The sequence below is a fragment of the Bacteroides sp. 1_1_14 genome (assembly GCF_000162515.1).
Classification (GTDB): Bacteria; Bacteroidota; Bacteroidia; order Bacteroidales; family Bacteroidaceae; genus Bacteroides; species Bacteroides thetaiotaomicron.
Genome location: NZ_GG774703.1, coordinates 255372 through 274752 on the forward strand (window position 1 = coordinate 255372; position 19381 = coordinate 274752).

Consider the following 19381-nt stretch of genomic DNA (forward strand, 5'->3'; position numbering starts at 1 on the left):
AGGCGTTTTGTTATGGGTAGTTATTAGTTTAAGTACATTAGCCTATATCTATTTCATATAAAAAGTGAAAGAAATGTCCCCTATCTGAATTCTCACAGTACAAATTCAGATAGGGGACATTTTTATGTTTAAGCTAAAAATAAGCTGTCTCATCCGATGTTTTGAGACAGCTTATATTATTTATTCTTAGTTGAATCGGTTGAAACAACTTATTTTTTATTCAAGGCTTCGAAGATCAATCCTTCCAGTTCTTCAGCAAGTTCGGGATTATCTTTGATACATACCTTGGCTGCATCACGTCCTTGACCAAGTTTAGTGTCATTGTAGCTATACCATGAACCGCTCTTTTTGATGATTCCCAGTTCTGCGCCCAAATCGATGATTTCTCCGGAGTGAGAAATACCTTCACCAAACATGATATCAAATTCTGCTTTGCGGAAAGGAGGTGCTACTTTGTTCTTCACCACTTTCACCTTAGTCAGTTTACCAAGAACTTCTTCACCGTCTTTGATTGGCTGGCTACCACGGATATCTATACGTACAGAAGCATAGAACTTCAATGCGTTACCACCCGTCGTTGTTTCCGGATTACCGAACATGACGCCAATCTTTTCACGGAGCTGGTTGATAAAGATACAAGTCGTACGTGTTTTGCTGACTGTACCGGTCAATTTACGCAAAGCCTGTGACATCAGACGTGCCTGCAAACCTACCTTATTGTCACCCATGTCGCCTTCAATTTCTGCTTTCGGAGTTAATGCTGCTACGGAGTCAATAACAATAATATCAATAGCGGAAGAACGGATTAACTGTTCGGCTATTTCCAAGGCCTGCTCTCCATTGTCCGGTTGAGAAATCCAGAGATTGTCTACATCCACGCCTAATTTCGCTGCATAAAAACGGTCGAAGGCATGTTCGGCATCAATAAAAGCGGCGATACCACCGGCTTTTTGTGCTTCGGCAATGGCGTGAATAGCCAGAGTCGTTTTACCGGAAGATTCCGGACCATAGATTTCGATGATTCTTCCCCTAGGATATCCTCCTACGCCAAGTGCCACGTTTAAAGCAATGGAGCCGGTAGGAATCACTTCCACTTGTTCAACACTATCATCACCCATTTTCATGATAGAACCTTTACCGAAGTTCTTTTCTATCTTTTCCATGGTAGCCTGTAAGGCTTTCAGTTTTTCGCTTGATGCCATTTTATTATCTGTTTCAAAATTAAGTTCGTCTTTCTTTGCCATACCTTATTCTTGTAATTAATGGATTTATTGATTTAAAATCTGTGAGGCATGCTCTTTGGTTTTCACTTCTTTGGGAGTGATAATCCGTTCTATGATTCCTTCTTCATTGATCAGGAAAGTAGTGCGGAAGGTTCCCATATAGGCACGTCCATACAGCTTTTTCTCTCCCCATACACCAAATTCTTCTACCAACTTTTTGTCCGTATCGGCTATCAGCGTAAAAGGAAGATTATTCTTATCGATGAATTTTTGGTGCGACTTCTCGCTGTCTACGCTGACACCGATTACTTCGTAACCGGCTTTACGCAGTTCGGAATAGTTGTCGCGCAGACTGCATGCCTGTGCCGTGCACCCCGATGTACTGTCTTTCGGATAGAAATACAGTACTATCTTTTTTCCTTTATAAGCACTTAGGCGGATCTCTTCACCTTTTTCATTGATACCTAATACTTCCGGTGCTTTATCTCCTATATTCTTCATTCTGACTCGTTCTATTATAGTTCCAGATCTTTATCAAACACTTCATGCCAAGGCAGTCCCTGCTTATTGAGCTGTTCCATGAACGGATCCGGATTAAATTCTTCTACATTGTTTACACCCGGACGTTGCCATTCGCCTTTGAAGAACATCATGGCACCGATCATAGCCGGAACACCGGTGGTGTAGCTGACTCCCTGCATACCTGTTTCCTTGTAAGCTTCCTGATGGCTGCAGTTGTTGTAGACATAGTAAGTACGTTCTTTTCCGTCTTTGATGCCACGGATACGGCAACCAATAGAGGTTTCACCTTCATAGTTCTCACCTAAATCCTGTGGGTTAGGCAATACTGCTTTCAAGAATTGTAATGGTACGATTTTAGTTCCGTTATAATCAACTTCATCGATACGGGCCATGCCGATATTCTGAATCACGCGTAAGTGAGTCAGATATTCTTGTCCGAAAGTCATCCAGAAACGGGCACGCTTGATAGTCGGGAAATGCTTGACCAACGATTCCAGTTCTTCATGATAAAGAAGATAGGAATCACGTGGACCAATATTAGGATAAGTCAGATCTTTGTGGATTTCCAGCGGACCGGTTGTCACCCATTGACCATTCTCGTAATAACGTCCGTTCTGAGTAATTTCGCGGATATTGATTTCCGGATTAAAATTGGTGGCAAATGCTTTATGATGATTTCCTGCATTACAGTCTACGATATCCAGATATTGGATTTCGTCGAAATAAATGTTTGGCTGCATAGGCTGTGTAGATTCCACTGACTCCCGGATCGAAACCGCAACCAAGAATGGCAGTCAGACCTGCTTCCTTGAAACGGTCGTGGTAAGCCCATTGCCAGCTGTATTCAAAATGAGCTTCATCTTTCGGCTCATAGTTGGCTGTATCCAGGTAGTTGACACCCGCCTTCAGACAGGCTTCCATAATGGTAAGATCCTGATAAGGAAGAGCAACGTTGATTACCATTTCCGGCTTAAAGTCATTGAATAAAGCTACCAGTTCATCTACATTATCCGCATCCACTTTGGCGGTTTTTATATTGGGATTGCCTATAGCTTTGACGATATTATCGCATTTCTCCTTTGTACGGCTGGCAATCATGATGTCTGTGAATACATCGGCATTTTGTGCCACTTTGTGTGCTACGACAGTACCAACACCGCCTGCACCGATAATAAGAACTCTACCCATTTCTTTTAATTAATAAATTATAAATCAAAAATTAAGATTTTAGAATTGTTAGCTTGGCAAATATACGTGATTATTTTCAGATAATCACCGCGTCGCTACTCCTTTTATTGAAACGTTGCAAGATGCCACTCTCAAATTCCAGCGTTTTTCCGTTGTAGAACCAAGTTTCGAAACGACTGTCTTTTTTAACTGTATTTCTACAGGATCACCTATTGACAGATGACATTCGTCGGTGTTCATACCTTCTTCCAAATCACCCCGTGCGATGATTGCCCAACGTTTATCTGTGATAGCCGGATACTTCTGATGGATGTCTCCAAATCCGAAAAGGTCTTCAATATAATTCTCGTTTTTGACGATAACGTCATATTTTAGGTCAACCTCTGTTTCATAAAGTGATCCATGCCGATCCTCCAGTGAGAGGATAACCAGACTTCCCGGACCGGAGATTTTTACTTCTTTTATTTTCAAAACAGTGTAGCGAGGCAAATGTATGCGGTTTTCCATTTGCTTGTTTTCAAGGTTGAAGACTCTTTTTACAGCCAATGTCCGTTTCGGATAGACGGTCAGATCAATATATTTGTCTTTCAAGGTTTCCAGATTTCCGGACTTTTTGCTACTGAAACTGATGGCGTTGGAAAAATATCTCATTTTCTTTTCAGCTTGGAAATCGCTCACGTCCATACCGGAATTAGTGCGGGAAAGAGCTACTTCCAGATAATAGGTATGTCCCTGCGAATCCTGAAATATGATTTTCACGGGATATGCCTGACTGCCAACTCCTATGGCGGTAATGGTTGCTTCGGTGTTGACCGGAATAGACACTTCCCTATATCCGGAGTAACTATTGGCATCGTCCACCTGTGCCATATCGGACTGAACATATATCTTTCTACCTGTCAGTAAATCTTTTGCCGTGTCTACATCTTTCAGATTAACTAATCCGTTGATATAGGCACGGGGATTCTTTTCGCAAATTTCATCCGGACGTGTATTTTTAATCTCATAATAATATTTTTCTCCGTCACATTCGAAGATGAGTCGAGTGGAATAGCTCATGTCATTTGATAGTTTTTGAGATTTTTCTTCATATCCGGCGAAAGTAAGAATCTTGTGTTTCAAAACGCTGTTATCTGCCCCTTTTTCTGTCTCATACACCGAAAGGGTGGGGAGGAACATGTCACGTCCGGATGGAATAAACATGAATTTCATTCCGGGTGTCCATTTACATAAAAGTTGCAGTGGGAAGTTCTCTTTTATGAACTGTTCTTCTTCACTTAGAGGATCCTCCTGATTGGGAATAGTAGTGACAAGATAATCATTTTGCGCTGTGATATGAGAGGTACCACAACCAAGCAGGATTAGAAATAGGACGATTGTTCTCATATTTATTTACTTTAGATGAACTATGTAATCTTATTGTTTGTTTTATAGATAATGGCAAATGTATGTATTTTATATCGCATTAGATGGTATTTCCCAATCTTTTTGATATCTTTGCCCCCGATTTTAACTTAAACGTTATAACAAAATGAAGAAAGTATTCGTTTCAATTTGCATTGCCAGCACAGTACTTGCAATGTTTTCATGCCGTTCGGTTGAGAAGGCAGTCCCATTGGCTTCAATCAATGGTGAGTGGAATATTATAGAAGTTAACGGCTCGAAAGTAACTCCGGGCGAAAGCAGAACCCTTCCCTTTATTACTTTTGATACAGCGACCGGAAGAGTATCCGGTAACAGTGGATGCAACCGTATGATGGGTAGCTTTGACGTGAATGCCAAGCCGGGCAGCATGGAGCTTAAGGGAATGGCTAGCACCAGAATGATGTGTCCGGACATGACTACCGAGAGAAATGTGTTAGGTGCGCTTGCACAGGTGAAAGGGTATAAGAAAGCCGGTAAGGATAAAATGTTTCTTTGCAATGAGTCCAATCGTCCGGTTGTAGTTCTTGAAAAAAAGGAGGCTGACGTGAAACTATCAGTATTGAACGGAGAATGGAAAATAAAGGAAGTGAATGGTGAAGCAATTCCTTCGGGAATGGAAAAGCAACCTTTCATTGCTTTTGATGTGAAAAAGAAAACACTTCATGGCAATGCCGGATGTAACTTGATTAATGGTGGTTTTGAAACTAGCACTACTAATGCTAAATCAATCTCTTTCCCTGGTGTGGCTAGCACAATGATGGCTTGCCCTGATATGGAAGTGGAAGGTAAGATTCTGAAAGCAATGAATGAAGTGAAGTCGTTCGATAAACTTTCCGGTGGCGGAATCGGTTTGTATGACGCAAATAATGCATTGGTGATTGTACTTGAAAAGTAAGATATACGTATTATATTAAATAGGTATGCCTGTGTCGCACATAACGATACAGGCATATTTTTTATTCCTTTATGATCTATTCTTTAGCTTTATTGAACCAGAGCCGTTTCCATTTGTTTAATGAGTCGATAGCTGTCTAGCTTCTATGTGACTTGACAGCAGTCATTTCGATTTAAAACTGTCGTTTTGGCAGAAAATATGTCACGTATTCGTCCGATTTCTTTTTGGCACATGGTTTGTTTTTTAATCAGCGTCCGTTTGAAAGCCCTTACAAAGAGAAAGAAAACAACCGGACAAAAAGAAATTGAATAATAATAAATAAAAAGAATAACGATCATGGGAAAAATTATTGGTATTGACTTAGGAACAACAAACTCTTGTGTTGCCGTATTTGAGGGCAACGAACCTGTAGTAATTGCAAACAGTGAAGGTAAGCGTACAACTCCTTCTGTGGTTGCATTTGTAGATGGCGGCGAGCGTAAAGTAGGTGATCCTGCTAAACGTCAGGCTATTACTAACCCGACACGTACGATCTTCTCTATCAAACGTTTTATGGGTGAAAACTGGGACCAGGTGCAGAAAGAGGTTACACGTGTTCCTTATAAAGTAGTGAAAGGTGACAATAACACTCCGCGTGTAGATATTGACGGTCGTCTGTACACTCCGCAAGAAATCTCTGCAATGATTCTTCAGAAGATGAAGAAGACTGCTGAAGATTATCTGGGACAAGAAGTTACAGAAGCTGTTATCACCGTTCCTGCATATTTCTCCGACTCTCAACGTCAGGCTACTAAAGAAGCCGGACAGATTGCAGGTCTGGAAGTAAAACGTATTGTTAACGAACCGACAGCTGCAGCTCTTGCATACGGTCTGGACAAGGCTCACAAAGATATGAAGATTGCTGTATTCGACCTTGGTGGTGGTACTTTTGATATCTCTATCCTCGAATTTGGTGGTGGTGTATTCGAAGTCCTTTCTACTAACGGTGATACTCACTTGGGTGGTGATGACTTCGACCAGGTAATCATCAACTGGCTGGTACAGGAATTCAAAAATGACGAAGGTGCTGACTTGACTCAGGACCCGATGGCTTTGCAGCGTCTGAAAGAAGCTGCTGAAAAGGCTAAGATTGAACTTTCTTCTTCAACAAGCACAGAAATCAACTTGCCGTACATTATGCCGGTAAACGGTGTGCCCAAGCACTTGGTGAAGACTTTGACTCGTGCAAAATTCGAATCATTGGCTCACGGATTGATTCAGGCTTGTCTGGAACCATGTAAGAAAGCAATGAGCGATGCTGGTTTGAGCAACTCTGATATTGATGAAGTAATCCTTGTAGGTGGTTCTTCCCGTATTCCTGCCGTACAGAAACTGGTAGAAGATTTCTTCGGAAAGACTCCTTCTAAAGGTGTGAACCCGGATGAAGTAGTAGCTGTTGGTGCTGCTGTACAGGGTGCTGTTTTGACAGACGAAATCAAAGGTGTGGTGTTGTTGGATGTTACTCCGTTGTCAATGGGTATTGAAACACTGGGTGGTGTGATGACGAAATTGATTGATGCTAATACAACAATTCCGGCTCGTAAGAGTGAGACCTTCTCTACTGCTGCCGACAATCAGAGTGAAGTAACTATTCATGTATTGCAGGGAGAACGTCCGATGGCTGCTCAGAATAAGTCAATTGGTCAGTTCAACTTGTCAGGTATCGCTCCGGCTCGTCGTGGTGTTCCTCAGATTGAGGTTACATTCGATATCGATGCTAACGGTATCTTGAAAGTATCTGCTAAGGATAAGGCTACAGGTAAAGAACAGGCAATCCGTATCGAAGCTTCCAGCGGTTTGAGCAAGGAAGAAATCGAAAAGATGAAGGCTGAAGCTGAAGCTAATGCAGAAGCAGACAAGAAAGAACGTGAAAAGATTGATAAGCTGAACCAGGCCGACAGCGTAATTTTCCAGACAGAAAATCAGTTGAAGGAATTGGGTGATAAGTTGCCTGCTGATAAGAAAGCTCCAATTGAAGCTGCTTTGCAGAAACTGAAAGATGCTCATAAGTCTCAGGATTTAGCTGCTATTGATACGGCTATGGCAGAAATCAATACTGTTTTCCAGGCTGCAAGTGCTGAAATGTACGCTCAAGGCGGAGCTCAGGGTGGTGCACAGGCTGGTCCTGATATGAATGCAGGTCAGAATGCTGGTCAGGATAGTAGCAAGCATGGTGACAATGTTCAGGATGCAGACTTCGAGGAAGTGAAGTAAGATTAGCTGAATTAGTATATATAAAAAGGTGTGTCAGAAAAAGTTCTGATACACCTTTTTTATTTGAAACTGAATTTATTTCAGGAACAGAGAAACTACACAATAAATACATGCAGCTAGGAGTCCACTGACAGGAATAGTAAGTACCCATGCAGTCATGAGGCTTTTAGTTACTCCCCAGCGAACAGCAGATAAACGTTTGGTTGCTCCGACCCCGATAATTGCTCCGGTGATCGTATGAGTCGTACTTACAGGAATTTTCAGCATTTCGGTGATATAAAGTGTAAAAGCACCTGCGGTTTCGGCAACCATACCTTCCAATGGTGTGACTTTAGTGATTCTGGTTCCCATCGTTTTTACGATTTTCCATCCTCCGGACATCGTTCCCAGTGAGATAGCAGTAAAACAGGAGAACGCTACCCAGTCCGGTAGATCAGAAATACTGTTTATTCCCATTCCCAGACCCATAGAGTGGGCAGCTATCATTGCAGCGGCAATGATACCCATTACCTTCTGCGAGTCATTCAGACCATGTCCTACACTGAACATGGCGGAAGAAACCAACTGTAATCTCTTGAACCACATTTCAGCGGTATGCGGATTTGCACGTCGGCAGATGTAAAGCACAAGTAGAGTAAATCCGAAAGCGATAACCATACCGATAAATGGAGCCAGGAAGATAAAAGCGGCAATCTTAAGAATGATATTGAGCTGAATAGCTTCAAAGCCGTTTGCCATGATAGCAGCTCCTGCAAAACCACCTATAAGCGTATGGGAGGAAGAAGACGGAATACCCTTCCACCAGGTAATCAGATTCCATGAAATAGCAGCAATAATGCCCGCCAGGATAATAGGTAGCGTGATGTATTGTTCAACGACTGTCTTTGACACAGTGTTTGCTATGCCAAAGCCACCTATAATGTATTTGGCTATGAAGAACGCAACGAAGTTAAAGAATGCTGCCCACAATACCGCCTGAAAAGGAGTCAGTACTTTAGTCGATACGATGGTAGCGATCGAGTTTGCTGCGTCATGAAAGCCGTTGATATAATCGAATATCAGAGCTAGTATAATGATAGTCACTAATAATTCCATGTGTCTTGCTCTGCTTTTATGAATACTTTACGATCAGGTTTTTTAATATTTTCCCTACATGTTCTGCTGCATCGGTTGTCTTTTCCAGCTCATGCATGATCTCTTTAATTTTAATCAGTTCGATACAGTCTTTTTCTTCTTCAAAGAGTTTGGTGATAAAAAGCTCGTATACGTCATCTGCCTGATTTTCTATATCGTGTAATTGGGTACAATAGTTGCGCAATGGCTTTGGATTTTTGCGGAAAGTCTCCAGTTCATCCATGGCTTTACCTATATTGATAGCCTCCTCGTGAATCAGACGGCTCAATTCTTTTCCACTATCGGAAATAGGGCGGGGATTATAGATAACAATGCGCTTGGCGCTACTGTTGATTCCGTCGATAACATCATCCATGCAGGAAGCCAGATCGTGAATATCTTCACGGTCGAAGGGAGTGATGAATGTCGTACTTAACTCGTCAAAGATTAAATGAGTCAATCTGTCACCTTCACGTTCCATGTCTTTAATTTGTTTGTAGTAATCTGCTCTTTCTGTGGGCAGATCATGTTCCAGACTTTCAACAAGTAGAACGGATGAGGCAGATAAAACATCTGATAACTGCTTCAGTAGAGGAAAGAACTTTGGTTCTTTGGGCGTGAATTTACTAAAAAAAGAATTTTTCATAAATATGAGTACATTAAATTGTTTTTGAGATGTTTAATTTGATGGCTGTTGTTATTAATAAACAAATGAATAAAGTTTTTTATTGCTTCGATCCTAACTTCGCTCGTAATATTTCTATTATTGCAGGCAATATTGAAATAAATATAATAGCGATAATCAAGAGTTTAAGATTTTCCTGTACGAACGGCAGATCGCCAAAGAAGTAGCCTGCATAGCAAAATAAAACTACCCATATGGCTCCACCTATCAAATTGTAGATCATAAAATAATAGTAATGCATTTTTCCCATTCCGGCTACAAATGGAGCAAAAGTGCGGACGATAGGCACAAAGCGGGCGAGAATAATCGTTTTCCCACCATATTTTTTATAAAATTCATGCGTTTTATCAAGATAACTTTGTTTGAATATCCTGGAGTTGGGATTATGAAAAAGTTTGCGTCCGAAAAAATGTCCGATCATGTAGTTGCAGGAGTCACCTAATATGGCTGCTGCAAATAAGATTAAAACAAGAATATGGATATCGATCGGCATACCGGGTAATGCGGAAATGGCTCCTGCAACGAAAAGTAAAGAATCACCAGGAAGAAAGGGAGTGACTACAAGCCCAGTTTCGCAAAATATAATGATGAATAGGATAACATATGCCCAAGTATGGTAATCCTGCACTATACTAATCATGTATTGATCAATGTGGAGAATAAAGACTAATATAAATTCCATTATATATCAAGTTATTAATATGTAAAAGTGAAATCGTATGCATATTCCCGGCAATGGAAAAGACTCTTCTTGCTTTCTTGCCTTGAATATAAAGAGATAAAATGGGCATGAAGATACACTCATCTCATCCCATAGAAGGAAAAGAGATATTTAAATAAGTATTCGTCCTAGTGTATAGACGTAATATCTATATGAGAATTTGGTGAGATTTGTGTAGTAGGGGAGACCAGTCCATTTTTCTTTCGGAAATTGATATTTTAAGGAACTTAGTATCCGAATTGTAACGGAAGAAACGTTGAATCTTAGAATTTTGGAAAGAGAAGTGGTACGGGATAAAAGTGAGTTTCCTAAAATACCATCGGCAATGTTGCAATCATATTTTCCATCATATTTCCCTTCTTGGAAGGAGTTGTTTTCTTTACCGGATTGTTTGACTACAGCTTTGGATCGGTAACTCTGTGACTTATTATGGGATTGTATAGTGGTAGTACCGGCCTCTGTCCGGAACTCCTGTAATTCTTTATCGGGCACTAAATTGCATCCCCATATCAGAAATATACCAAATAATATACAGAAAATGTATTTCGCCATAACAGTCGCAAATGTAGAAACTATTTTTATAAGAAATACATATTCGAAAGTATAATTAACAATTAGATTTGGGCTCCGAGGAACTGGAATCTAATGGTAATATCTTCTTCTTTATTTGTTCGATATGAGTTTCATCGGAGTATAACTGATTCCGTTTGTTTGTTGCCTGTCGTTTGTTTTTTCAAATCCCAGAGATTCGTAAAACCTGATAGCGTATGTAGATGAGTTTACAGTTATTTCATTTGCCGGACAATCACATTGGGAATAGTCAAACAGTTGCTTGCCTATCCCTTTTCTATGGAATTCCTTTTTGATGAAAAACAAAGAAATGTGTTTGCCCTCATTCTTGGTTCCCATAATACCTATTAGTTTATTCTCTTCGAAAGCTCCATAAATGCAGAGTTCATTCACCAATTTATCGTTGAATATAAAACTTTTGAAACTCTCAAGACCTTCGTCTTCGAAATCATCCTGACCACATTGCAAGTATACTTCTAATGCTAAAGTTGTCGCCTGCTGAAATTCTGCTTTATCTAATTTGCGTATCATAATTAATCATTTGTTGAGAATATAATTTTTGTCTGTCGGGCAAGATACTGATTTTTTTTATTTCAGACAATAGGGTATTTGCAGATTGAACGATCTTATTTATAGAAGCAGGAATTATTTACTTTAAAACTTTATTAAGATGAAAAAGTCAGTTATACTTTTGGTTGGATGGTTATTAGCTTTTCTATGGATAGGGAGTGCTGATATATGGGCGCAGGATGCAGGAGATTATTTCACGATTGTCGGAATGGTGAAGGATAAGCAAAATAAGAGAACACTTGAAAACGTGAATGTATCTGTGCAAGGAAGTAATATCGGTACGGTGACAAATGCAGAGGGAGAGTTTGCTCTGAAAGTCAGGAAAGAAGAAGTGCCGCGAGAGTTGGAAATCTCTCACATAGGCTATATCAATAGTCATGTATCTTTAGATAAGAATAATTCTTCTAAATTGACGGTCTGGATGATACCTCATACTAACCAGTTGAATGAAGTGGTCGTTTATGCCAATAATCCGCGTACAATTATAGAAAAGGCGATTGAGAAGATTCCGGTAAATTATAGTGCCAACCGGAATATGCTTACCAGCTTCTATCGGGAGACTGTGCAGAAAGGGCGCCGTTATATCAGTGTATCGGAAGCTGTACTTGATGTGTCGAAAACAGCATACACCAATCGCACTACGGATTATGATAAACTACAGGTTCTGAAAGGACGCCGTCTGCTAAGTCAGAAAGTTAGTGATACATTGGCAGTAAAGGTTATGGGTGGTCCTAATATATCTGTAGTTTTGGATATCGTAAAGAATAAAGAAGCGCTGCTGGAACCAGAAGAATTGAACAACTATGAGTTCTGGATGGCTGAATCGGCATTGATCGATAACCGGATACAATATGTTATTAATTTCCGTCCGAGAGTTCTTTTACCATATGCGCTGTTTCATGGGAAATTGTATGTAGATTGTGATAAGCTGTCGTTTACACGTATCGAGATGAATCTGGATATGCAGAATAAATCGAAAGCAATTGCTGCTATTCTTCATCAGAAACCATTTGGACTGAGATTCAAACCGCAAGAGTTATCTTTTCTGATAACCTATAAAACGATAGATGGAAGGACTTATCTGAATTATATCCGCAATGATATTCGTTTTAAATGCGACTGGAAACGGAGGCTTTTCTCTACGAGCTATGCAGTAACCTCAGAAATGGTGGTGACAGACCGGAGGGAGAGCCCGTCCGAGATAATTCCGCGGAATAAAGTATTCACCTCCAATCAGATTTTCTATGATAAAGTCGGAAATTACTGGAGTGAAGACTTCTGGGGAAATTATAATATCATAGCACCTACGGAGTCTCTGGAACATGCTGTCGATAAATTGAAAAAGCAATCTAATTAAAATCAGAATTGTTTTCTTATATTTGGGAACAATCGTAAAATGATAGAAGTATGCTGAATGAACTGCTCATACTGACAAAAATAAAGGCAGGTGACATAAAAGCGTTTGAGGAACTATTTCGCTGTTACTATTCTCCCTTGTGTTGGTATGCGGCAAGCATTACCGGACGGATGGAGGTGGCTGAGGAAATTGTTGAGGAACTGTTTTATGTGCTTTGGAAGGATAGGGAACAGTTACAGATTTTCCAGTCTGTAAAAAACTACCTCTACAGGGCGACACGTAATCAGTCAATTCAATACTGTGAGCATGAAGAGGTCAAAGAGCGGTATAGAGAGTCTGTGCTGACTACATCCTCTTCGGAACAGGCGACAGATCCTCATCAGCAGATGGAATATGAAGAACTTCAGAAGCTGATAAATAATACCCTTGAGAAATTGCCGGAACGCAGAATGCAGATATTTAAAATGCACCGGACGGAGGGAAAGAAATATGCGGAAATTGCAGTTCAGCTTTCTCTCTCCGTCAAAACGGTGGAAGCGGAAATGACGAAGACTTTACGAACTTTGCGAAAAGAAATAGAAAATTATATTCAAATGAAATGATGAAAACGGATATTCATAAAATAAAGATGGAGCAGGCTTGGAATCGGTTGTACGACCGATTGGATAAAGATCATCTGCTTGTAGAAGACCATCGGATGCCTAAAATCCCGATGTGGGTACGCTATGGCACTGTAGCGGCGATGGTGGTCGGTTTGGTTTTTAGTACTTTGTATTGGGGATTCGGTCAAAAAGAGGAATTACCTGACTTTATAACACAGGAGAATCAAGATGTTCCTACATTGGTCACGACTCTGGAAGATGGTTCTGTCGTGTTCTTGGCAAAGGAGACTTCTATCCGATATCCGGAACATTTTGTTTCCGACAAACGGGAAGTCAGTTTGCAGGGAGATGCCTTTTTTGATGTGGCAAAGAAGCAGAAGCAACCTTTTTGGATTGATACAAAGGAAGTAAAGATTGAAGTATTGGGTACTGCTTTTAGTGTAAAGAGCGTCGAAGATGCTCCGTTCCGTCTTTCGGTGCAACGGGGAACCGTTAGGGTAACCCTTAAAAAGGGAAATAAAGAATGTTATGTCAAAGCTGGTGAGACAGTGGTATTGCAATCACAGCAACTTTTGCTCAGTTCGACTGAAAATGCCGGAGAGTTGAATCGCTATCTGAAGCATGTCTGTTTTAAAGATGAATCTTTGGGGCATATTCTGAAAGTAATGAATATGAATGCAGGCAGTTCGCAGATACGTGTAGCTTCTCCTGCGCTTGAAAAAAGAAAGCTGACAGTTGAATTTTCCAATGAATCTCCAGAGACTGTGGCTACATTGATAGCCTATGCGCTTAATTTGAAGTGCACACGGCAGGGGGATACATTCATGCTGACAGAATAAATAAAAAAAAGTGAGATGAGGCTGGTTTATCGCTATATGGTGATTCTGTGTTTGTTCTTTATCGTACCGGATACGTTGAGAGCTGACGGAGAAGATGTGCTGGAGCGTATGATCAGCCTGCCGAAGATGAAAGGAACGGTCTATTCACTGTTAGGCAATATTTCTCAGCAGTCAGGTTATCTGTTTATCTATGACAGTAAAGTAGTAGATAATGATGTAACGGTGAAGATACGGAAAGGAGAGCGAACCATTCGTCAGGCTATTTATGAGATAACAGGAGATACCAGCCTGGAATTTAAAGTAATAGGGACTCATATTCTGATAACTTCTTCTTCACCGACCAAACAGCAACAGGCGAAACCTTCATCCGTTCACCCTGTAAATCTGATGCTTACCGGAACTTTACTGGATAAGGAAACCGGAATGCCTGTTGCTTCTGCATCCGTTGGAGTCCGGAGGACATCTGTGGGGATTGTTACTAATCAGGAAGGAGAGTTCAGACTTTCCTTACCGGATTCTTTGCAAAACGATTCGGTTGTTTTTTCTCATATAGGATATGTATCACAAACTCTGGAAGTTTCTGTTTTGGCAGGTCGCCATCATATTCTGAGCTTGGAACCAAAGGTTGTTCCTTTACAGGAAGTAGTGGTTCAATGGGTCGATCCTTATAAGCTGCTGAAAGAAATGGGAAGGCAAAGAGAGCAGAACTATTCTCATTCTCCTGTCTACCTGACCACATTTTACCGTGAAGGAGTTTTATTGAAAAATAAGGTTCAGAATCTTACTGAAGCAGTTTTCAAAGTTTATAAGATCGCTTCGCATTCTCCCGTTTCCGATCAGGCGAAGCTGTTGAAGATGAGCCGGCTGAGTAATGTCGAAGCCAAAGACAGTCTGCTTGTAAAGGTGAAGTCCGGCATTCAGGCATGTTTTCAGATGGATATAATGAAGGATATGCCTTCATTCCTGATACCTGACGCAGGTGATAACGGTTATCTGTATACTTCGCAGGGAGTGACATTCATAGACGACCGCTGTGTGAAGGTCATACACTTTGCACAAAAGAAAGAAATCATCGAACCTCTCTATTGCGGAGATTTGTATATTGATGCTGAGACAAATGCCTTGTTACAAGCTCGTTTTGAGGTAGATCCCCAGCGTGTAAAGAAAGCGTCGGAAATGTTTGTAGAAAGGCGCACGCGTGGCATTCGGATAATACCGCAAAAGGTGGTTTATACTATTTCCTACAAACCATGGCAAGGTATCTATTATATTCATCATATCCGTGGAGACCTTTCTTTCAAGGTGAAACGGCGACGGTTGCTGTCTGCTAGTCCGCAGATGCAGATCTGGTTTGAAATGATCACTTGCAAAGTGGATACGGAACAAGTGACTGCATTCCCACGGGCAGAGAGATTACCGACGCGTACTATCTTCTCTGATCTGAATTTCAAATATGATGAAGACTTCTGGAGGGACTTTAATGTGATACCTCTGGAAGAGGAACTTGGTAAGCTGATTGAGAGAATCTCTTTGAAAATAGAAGAAATCGGCCCTTGATTTGTTTTGCCATTCGCCGGGATTGCTGTAACTTTGCGCCCGGTTTAAAAGATTGTAGAATATGGAATTGCCTAAAGATCCGATGATGCTGTTCAGTGTCATCAATATGAAGTTGCGTGACTGTTATTCTTCGCTGGATGAGCTTTGCGAAGATATGGATGTAAGCAGAGAAGATATTGTCAGTCAGTTGAAAGCTGCAGGTTTTGAATATAGTGCGGAACATAATAAGTTCTGGTAATTTTCAGTCAACTTCGGCTTGTATATAAAGAGTTAACAGCGCCTCCATGGTCTTGAAAAAGATTATGGAGGCGTTTTTTTATTCCTTGTATGCCAATGTCATATTTCCTCTTTTCTATTAATAAATGTAAAATCGGCTCTTGTGCATTTAACTTCGTTCCTTTTCGGCGTTCTAATAACCAAAGCTCAGAAATAATAGATGATAAACGAAGATAAAATCCGAAAAGCTTGCTCCTCAGATCGCGAGCGGGGATTCAGGTTGCTGGTGGACAGTTTTCAGGAACCGATATATAATTATATCCGGAGAATGGTAGTGTCTCACGAAGATGCGGAAGATGTGCTGCAAGAAGTCTTCATTCGTGTATTCCGCCATTTGGATCAGTTCCGGAATGAAAGTTCGCTGAGTACATGGATCTACAGAATTGCAACGAATGAGTGTCTTCGGTTATTGAATAGCCGTAAAGAAGAAGTAATATCAGCGGAAGATGTTCAGGAAGAACTGATGAGTAAACTGAAAGCTTCTGACTATGTCGACTACGAAGATGAACTGGCTGTAAAGTTTCAGGAAGCTATATTGACTTTGCCGGAAAAGCAGCGGATCGTTTTCAACTTGCGCTATTACGATGAACTGGAATATGAAGATATCGCCCGTGTTCTGGATAGTAAGGTTGAGACACTGAAAGTGAATTATCACTATGCGAAAGATAAGATAAAGGAATATATATTAAACAGGTAACATCATGGATAAGGATTTTGATTTTGACAATATTGGTAAGCGGACACCTTATCGCACTCCCGATAACTTTTTTGAGGAGACACAGCGTAAGATATTGGAACGTACGGTTGACGAGCAACGCAAGAAGCGTCGGCTGAAAAGGATTATTCCTACTGTGATTGCTGTAGCAGCAGTATTGGCCGGGATTTTGTTTACGCCGTCTCTCCGCTATATGAATACCGACACACCATCTACTTCAAATATATTGGCTGTCGATAAAAATAATGTAACTACAGATCCGGTAGATAAATGGATTAAGGAATTGTCAGATGAGGAGTTGGAAGAGCTCGTCAGCTTCTCTGAAAACGATATATTTTTAAACTGAATAACTCAATTAATTATTAAAACGTGAAGATTATGAAGACTAAGTTTATTTATGTAGTGTTGATGGCTTTATTTTTGGGAAGCCAGATGACCCTTTCTGCACAGAATAAAGAAAACAAAGAAAGAAAACAGCATCCTACACCGGAGCAGATGATGCAGATGCAGACCAATCAGATGGTGAGAGCGCTCATGCTGGATGATGCAACGGCAGCCAAGTTTACTCCGATATACGAGAAGTATCTGAAAGAACTTCGTGAGTGTCGTATGATGAACTTCAAACCCAGAGCGAGAAAAGATGCAGCTCAAGGTACGGAAGCCAATACTGCCAAAGAAACTCCAAAACCGGTTATGACAGATGCGGAAATCGCTAAAATGTTGAAAGATCAGTTTGCGCAGAGTCGTAAGATGCTGGACATCCGTGAGAAGTATTATAATGAGTTCAGCAAGATTCTGTCTCAAAAGCAGATCATGAAGATTTATCAGCAGGAAAAGAGCAATATGAATAAATTCAGAAAAGAGTTTGACCGTAGAAAAGGACAGAAACCGGGACAAGGTCACAAACCCGGACAAGACCGCCAGAGACAAAGACAGCATACCCCTCATCAAACTCAAAAGTAGATAATGGATTAGGTATTATTTATTATAGTGTTTTATTTTACTAAAGTCAACACAAATTGGGCATAGGCAGATATATCTATTCTTTTCAGTATCGTTTGATTATTCATTGTGTCTTGTTACTGATAAGTTTTGGCAGCCTATGCACAGTCCGGCAAAGAGAGCTTTGCCGGACGTGTAGTTGATGCTGACTCATGATACATGGTATTCTGCGTCTGAATCTGCTGGAAGGATAAAGCTGATTAAATATTTATCAGTCTGAAACCTCTGCGGGGTATTAATTGTTGTATCCATGCGAAAACAATGAAAACTTTGCTGAATGGAGTTTCGACTGATTAAAAAATTAAAGGACAGAGGACGTTGGCGTATCTTCAAACTCAAATTGATTGATGCGCGGCTTTACTTTGTCAGTATCTTTGTCGGGTTACTGACGGGGCTTATTGCTGTGCCTTATCATTACCTGCTTCAGTTCTTCTTCAATCTTCGCCATGACTTCTTTGATTCTCATCCTAAATGGTATTGGTACCTTCCTCTTTTTCTGTTAATGTGGGGGATTCTTATATTTGTCTCCTGGCTGGTGAAAAAGATGCCGTTGATCACAGGAGGAGGTATTCCACAAACACGTGGAGTTATCAATGGAAGAGTTGCGTATAAACATCCTTTCATTGAGGTGATTGCCAAGTTTGTGGGAGGAATACTTGCGCTAAGCACCGGTTTGTCTTTGGGACGTGAAGGACCTTCAGTGCAGATCGGTTCGTATGTAGGATGTCTGGTTTCTAAATGGGGGAGAGTGCTTGCCGGCGAGCGGAAACAATTGTTGGCGGCGGGTGCCGGTGCCGGGTTGGCGGCTGCTTTTGCTGCTCCGTTGGCTTCCTCATTGCTGGTTATAGAATCTATTGAACGGTTTGATGCGCCAAAGACGGCGATTACTACCTTGCTGGCAGGAGTCGTTGCCGGAGGAGTCGCCAGTTGGCTTTTTCCTATCAATCCGTATTTTCAGATTGATGCGATTGTACCGGGAATGACTTTCTGGTCACAGGTAAAGTTGTTTCTTCTTTTGGCGGCTGTGGTTTCTGTTTTCGGAAAGTTCTTTTCTGTCACTACGCTTCAGGTCAAACGTATCTATCCGGCCATCAAGCATCCGGAATACGTAAAAATGCTATATCTGCTCTTTATTGCTTATCTCATCTCTATGGCAGAAGTCAATCTGACAGGAGGTGGGGAACAGTTTCTGTTGGCACAGGCCATGCATCCCGATACCCATATTCTTTGGATTGTCGGTATGATGTTGTTGCATTTTGTATTCAGTACCTTTTCTTTTTCGTCAGGACTGCCGGGAGGAAGTTTCATTCCTACATTAGTGACAGGAGGGCTTTTAGGGCAAATAGTTGCATTGATTCTGGTTCAGCAAGGAGTGATTGCTTATGAAAATATCAGTTATATCATGTTGATCTGTATGTCTGCTTTTCTGGTTGCGGTCATACGTACACCTCTCACCGCTATTGTGCTGATTACTGAGATTACGGGACATCTGGAAGTCTTTTATCCTTCTATTGTAGTGGGAGGACTGACTTACTATTTCACGGAAATGCTTCAGATAAAACCTTTCAATGTGATTTTATATGATGATATGATTAATTCTCCTGCGTTTAAAGAAGAGGCCCGCTACACTTTATCGGTAGAGGTCATGAGCGGTTCTTACCTGGATGGTAAAATCGTGGATGAACTTCGCCTGCCGGAACGTTGTATTATTATTAATGTTCATCGTGACCGGAAAAACTGGCCTCCCAAAGGGCAGAAACTGATGCCGGGGGATCAGGTGCAGATAGAAATGGACTCGCAGGATATCGAGAAACTCTATGAGCCGTTAGTCAGTATGGCGAATATTTATTAAAAAAGAAGTGAAGCGT

18 protein-coding genes and 2 pseudogenes are annotated in these 19381 nt (G+C 40.9%); 11 read left to right on the top strand and 9 right to left on the bottom strand.

The window, feature by feature from the left end:
• Positions 1–209 precede the first annotated feature (209 nt).
• The 4 genes and pseudogenes from recA to HMPREF9007_RS19835 form a co-directional block, all read right to left on the bottom strand.
• The gene (gene recA / locus HMPREF9007_RS19850; protein WP_008760348.1) at positions 210–1244 is read right to left on the bottom strand and encodes a recombinase RecA; all 1035 of its coding nucleotides are present in this window, start codon (positions 1242–1244) and stop codon (positions 210–212) included.
• Between the two features lie 24 nt (positions 1245–1268).
• A complete protein-coding gene (gene bcp / locus HMPREF9007_RS19845) occupies positions 1269–1724 on the bottom strand; it encodes a thioredoxin-dependent thiol peroxidase (RefSeq protein WP_008760349.1) in 456 nt (151 codons plus the stop codon).
• Positions 1725–1738: 14 nt separating this feature from the next.
• Positions 1739–2933 (bottom strand): annotated as a pseudogene (locus tag HMPREF9007_RS19840) (saccharopine dehydrogenase family protein).
• A gap of 76 nt (positions 2934–3009) precedes the next feature.
• Positions 3010–4319, bottom strand: a pseudogene (locus HMPREF9007_RS19835) (hypothetical protein).
• Between the two features lie 145 nt (positions 4320–4464).
• Between HMPREF9007_RS19835 and HMPREF9007_RS19830 the strand changes: the two are divergent.
• Positions 4465–5253 carry an META domain-containing protein gene (locus HMPREF9007_RS19830; protein ID WP_008760351.1) on the top strand — a complete coding sequence of 263 codons (789 nt, stop codon included), beginning with the start codon at positions 4465–4467 and terminating at the stop codon, positions 5251–5253.
• A 336-nt stretch (positions 5254–5589) separates the two neighbouring features.
• Entirely contained in the window at positions 5590–7506 is a 1917-nt protein-coding gene (gene dnaK, locus HMPREF9007_RS19825; RefSeq protein WP_008760352.1) for a molecular chaperone DnaK, read from the top strand.
• A 75-nt stretch (positions 7507–7581) separates the two neighbouring features.
• On the opposite strand, the gene HMPREF9007_RS19820 is transcribed toward dnaK, so the two are convergent.
• The 5 genes from HMPREF9007_RS19820 to HMPREF9007_RS19800 all read right to left on the bottom strand — a co-directional run bounded on the left by HMPREF9007_RS19820 (position 7582) and on the right by HMPREF9007_RS19800 (position 11126).
• Positions 7582–8601, bottom strand: a complete 1020-nt coding sequence (locus HMPREF9007_RS19820; RefSeq protein ID WP_008760353.1) for an inorganic phosphate transporter — start codon at positions 8599–8601, stop codon at positions 7582–7584.
• Positions 8602–8617: 16 nt separating this feature from the next.
• The gene (locus HMPREF9007_RS19815; RefSeq protein WP_008760354.1) at positions 8618–9265 is read right to left on the bottom strand and encodes a DUF47 family protein; all 648 of its coding nucleotides are present in this window, start codon (positions 9263–9265) and stop codon (positions 8618–8620) included.
• A gap of 79 nt (positions 9266–9344) precedes the next feature.
• Positions 9345–9986, bottom strand: coding sequence for a DedA family protein (locus tag HMPREF9007_RS19810; RefSeq protein ID WP_008760355.1), 642 nt, complete (start codon positions 9984–9986; stop codon positions 9345–9347).
• A gap of 150 nt (positions 9987–10136) precedes the next feature.
• Positions 10137–10577, bottom strand: coding sequence for a hypothetical protein (locus tag HMPREF9007_RS28045; protein WP_008760356.1), 441 nt, complete (start codon positions 10575–10577; stop codon positions 10137–10139).
• Between the two features lie 111 nt (positions 10578–10688).
• The gene (locus HMPREF9007_RS19800) at positions 10689–11126 is read right to left on the bottom strand and encodes a GNAT family N-acetyltransferase (RefSeq protein ID WP_008760357.1); all 438 of its coding nucleotides are present in this window, start codon (positions 11124–11126) and stop codon (positions 10689–10691) included.
• Between the two features lie 139 nt (positions 11127–11265).
• On the opposite strand from HMPREF9007_RS19800, the gene HMPREF9007_RS19795 reads away from it, so the two are divergent.
• The 9 genes from HMPREF9007_RS19795 (at position 11266) to HMPREF9007_RS19755 (ending at position 19365) form a co-directional block, all read left to right on the top strand.
• Complete coding sequence (locus HMPREF9007_RS19795) at positions 11266–12522, top strand: carboxypeptidase-like regulatory domain-containing protein (RefSeq protein ID WP_008760358.1); 1257 nt, start codon at positions 11266–11268, stop codon at positions 12520–12522.
• 50 nt (positions 12523–12572) lie between these two features.
• Positions 12573–13124 (top strand): RNA polymerase sigma-70 factor, encoded by a 552-nt coding sequence (locus tag HMPREF9007_RS19790; protein ID WP_008760359.1) that lies wholly within the window; start codon positions 12573–12575, stop codon positions 13122–13124.
• The gene (locus tag HMPREF9007_RS19785; RefSeq protein WP_008760360.1) at positions 13121–13963 is read left to right on the top strand and encodes a FecR domain-containing protein; all 843 of its coding nucleotides are present in this window, start codon (positions 13121–13123) and stop codon (positions 13961–13963) included. The genes HMPREF9007_RS19790 and HMPREF9007_RS19785 overlap by 4 nt, the downstream gene beginning before the upstream one ends.
• A 15-nt stretch (positions 13964–13978) precedes the next feature.
• On the top strand, positions 13979–15520 hold the full coding sequence (locus HMPREF9007_RS19780; RefSeq protein ID WP_008760361.1) for a carboxypeptidase-like regulatory domain-containing protein: 1542 nt from the start codon (positions 13979–13981) through the stop codon (positions 15518–15520).
• A 61-nt stretch (positions 15521–15581) separates the two neighbouring features.
• A complete protein-coding gene (locus HMPREF9007_RS19775) occupies positions 15582–15758 on the top strand; it encodes a DUF4250 domain-containing protein (RefSeq protein WP_008760362.1) in 177 nt (58 codons plus the stop codon).
• Between the two features lie 198 nt (positions 15759–15956).
• A complete protein-coding gene (locus tag HMPREF9007_RS19770; RefSeq protein ID WP_008760363.1) occupies positions 15957–16493 on the top strand; it encodes an RNA polymerase sigma factor in 537 nt (178 codons plus the stop codon).
• A 4-nt stretch (positions 16494–16497) separates the two neighbouring features.
• Positions 16498–16857, top strand: coding sequence for a hypothetical protein (locus tag HMPREF9007_RS19765; protein WP_008760364.1), 360 nt, complete (start codon positions 16498–16500; stop codon positions 16855–16857).
• A 32-nt stretch (positions 16858–16889) separates the two neighbouring features.
• Complete coding sequence (locus HMPREF9007_RS19760) at positions 16890–17474, top strand: hypothetical protein (protein ID WP_008760365.1); 585 nt, start codon at positions 16890–16892, stop codon at positions 17472–17474.
• 316 nt (positions 17475–17790) lie between these two features.
• Positions 17791–19365 carry a ClC family H(+)/Cl(-) exchange transporter gene (locus HMPREF9007_RS19755; protein ID WP_008760366.1) on the top strand — a complete coding sequence of 525 codons (1575 nt, stop codon included), beginning with the start codon at positions 17791–17793 and terminating at the stop codon, positions 19363–19365.
• Positions 19366–19381 lie beyond the last annotated feature (16 nt).

Bases quoted from the DNA above. Each gene is read 5' to 3' on its own strand.
- HMPREF9007_RS19770 (WP_008760363.1), top strand. From the start codon at position 15,957: ATGATAAACGAAGATAAAATCCGAAAAGCTTGCTCCTCAGATCGCGAG.
- recA (WP_008760348.1), bottom strand. From the start codon at position 1,244: ATGGCAAAGAAAGACGAACTTAATTTTGAAACAGATAATAAAATGGCA.
- dnaK (WP_008760352.1), top strand. From the start codon at position 5,590: ATGGGAAAAATTATTGGTATTGACTTAGGAACAACAAACTCTTGTGTT.
- HMPREF9007_RS19790 (WP_008760359.1), top strand. From the start codon at position 12,573: ATGCTGAATGAACTGCTCATACTGACAAAAATAAAGGCAGGTGACATA.
- HMPREF9007_RS19755 (WP_008760366.1), top strand. From the start codon at position 17,791: ATGGAGTTTCGACTGATTAAAAAATTAAAGGACAGAGGACGTTGGCGT.
- HMPREF9007_RS19795 (WP_008760358.1), top strand. From the start codon at position 11,266: ATGAAAAAGTCAGTTATACTTTTGGTTGGATGGTTATTAGCTTTTCTA.
- HMPREF9007_RS19800 (WP_008760357.1), bottom strand. From the start codon at position 11,126: ATGATACGCAAATTAGATAAAGCAGAATTTCAGCAGGCGACAACTTTA.
- HMPREF9007_RS19780 (WP_008760361.1), top strand. From the start codon at position 13,979: ATGAGGCTGGTTTATCGCTATATGGTGATTCTGTGTTTGTTCTTTATC.
- HMPREF9007_RS19765 (WP_008760364.1), top strand. From the start codon at position 16,498: ATGGATAAGGATTTTGATTTTGACAATATTGGTAAGCGGACACCTTAT.
- bcp (WP_008760349.1), bottom strand. From the start codon at position 1,724: ATGAAGAATATAGGAGATAAAGCACCGGAAGTATTAGGTATCAATGAA.
- HMPREF9007_RS19785 (WP_008760360.1), top strand. From the start codon at position 13,121: ATGATGAAAACGGATATTCATAAAATAAAGATGGAGCAGGCTTGGAAT.
- HMPREF9007_RS19820 (WP_008760353.1), bottom strand. From the start codon at position 8,601: ATGGAATTATTAGTGACTATCATTATACTAGCTCTGATATTCGATTAT.
- HMPREF9007_RS19810 (WP_008760355.1), bottom strand. From the start codon at position 9,986: ATGGAATTTATATTAGTCTTTATTCTCCACATTGATCAATACATGATT.
- HMPREF9007_RS19830 (WP_008760351.1), top strand. From the start codon at position 4,465: ATGAAGAAAGTATTCGTTTCAATTTGCATTGCCAGCACAGTACTTGCA.
- HMPREF9007_RS19815 (WP_008760354.1), bottom strand. From the start codon at position 9,265: ATGAAAAATTCTTTTTTTAGTAAATTCACGCCCAAAGAACCAAAGTTC.
- HMPREF9007_RS28045 (WP_008760356.1), bottom strand. From the start codon at position 10,577: ATGGCGAAATACATTTTCTGTATATTATTTGGTATATTTCTGATATGG.
- HMPREF9007_RS19775 (WP_008760362.1), top strand. From the start codon at position 15,582: ATGGAATTGCCTAAAGATCCGATGATGCTGTTCAGTGTCATCAATATG.
- HMPREF9007_RS19760 (WP_008760365.1), top strand. From the start codon at position 16,890: ATGAAGACTAAGTTTATTTATGTAGTGTTGATGGCTTTATTTTTGGGA.